Source organism: Parendozoicomonas verongulae (assembly GCF_009711465.1).
GTDB lineage: Bacteria > Pseudomonadota > Gammaproteobacteria > Pseudomonadales > Endozoicomonadaceae > Sansalvadorimonas > Sansalvadorimonas verongulae.
In genome coordinates this window covers 1-571 of the sequence record NZ_SMME01000335.1, presented here as the reverse complement: position 1 = coordinate 571, position 571 = coordinate 1, and the positions used below count along the sequence as shown (strand labels likewise).

At 52.0% G+C, this 571-nt stretch carries 4 tRNA genes; all 4 read left to right on the top strand.

Annotated elements, in window-relative coordinates:
• The first annotated feature begins 119 nt into the window (after positions 1-119).
• Positions 120-196: transfer RNA gene (locus E1189_RS00620), tRNA-Asp, on the top strand.
• Positions 197-214: 18 nt separating this feature from the next.
• A tRNA-Val gene (locus E1189_RS00615) sits at positions 215-290 on the top strand.
• A gap of 49 nt (positions 291-339) precedes the next feature.
• Positions 340-416: transfer RNA gene (locus E1189_RS00610), tRNA-Asp, on the top strand.
• Positions 417-434: 18 nt separating this feature from the next.
• Positions 435-510, top strand: a tRNA-Val gene (locus E1189_RS00605).
• Positions 511-571: the final 61 nt, after the last annotated feature.

Genomic DNA, 571 nt, shown 5'->3' with positions numbered 1-571 from the left:
TCGCGGGTTCGAGTCCCGTCCGGTCCGCCACTTATTTACCCCAATGAGGGGAGTTTAGATTGATCTGACAGGCTTCAATTTAAACAAAAAGTTAAGTATTTCGATTTGATATATTGCGTGGACCGGTAGTTCAGTTGGTTAGAATGCCGGCCTGTCACGCCGGAGGTCGCGGGTTCGAGTCCCGTCCGGTCCGCCATATTCAGTTCGAAATTTTGGGTGATTAGCTCAGCTGGGAGAGCATCTGCCTTACAAGCAGAGGGTCGGCGGTTCGATCCCGTCATCACCCACCAAATTCGAGTTATTTGATTCTGTAGAATCATCTGCTCAGCAAGTTAGCGCGGACCGGTAGTTCAGTTGGTTAGAATGCCGGCCTGTCACGCCGGAGGTCGCGGGTTCGAGTCCCGTCCGGTCCGCCATATTCAGTTCGAAATTTTGGGTGATTAGCTCAGCTGGGAGAGCATCTGCCTTACAAGCAGAGGGTCGGCGGTTCGATCCCGTCATCACCCACCAAATTTGAGCCATTTGATTTTGCGGAATCATTTGCTCAGCAAGTTAGCGCGGACCGGTAGTT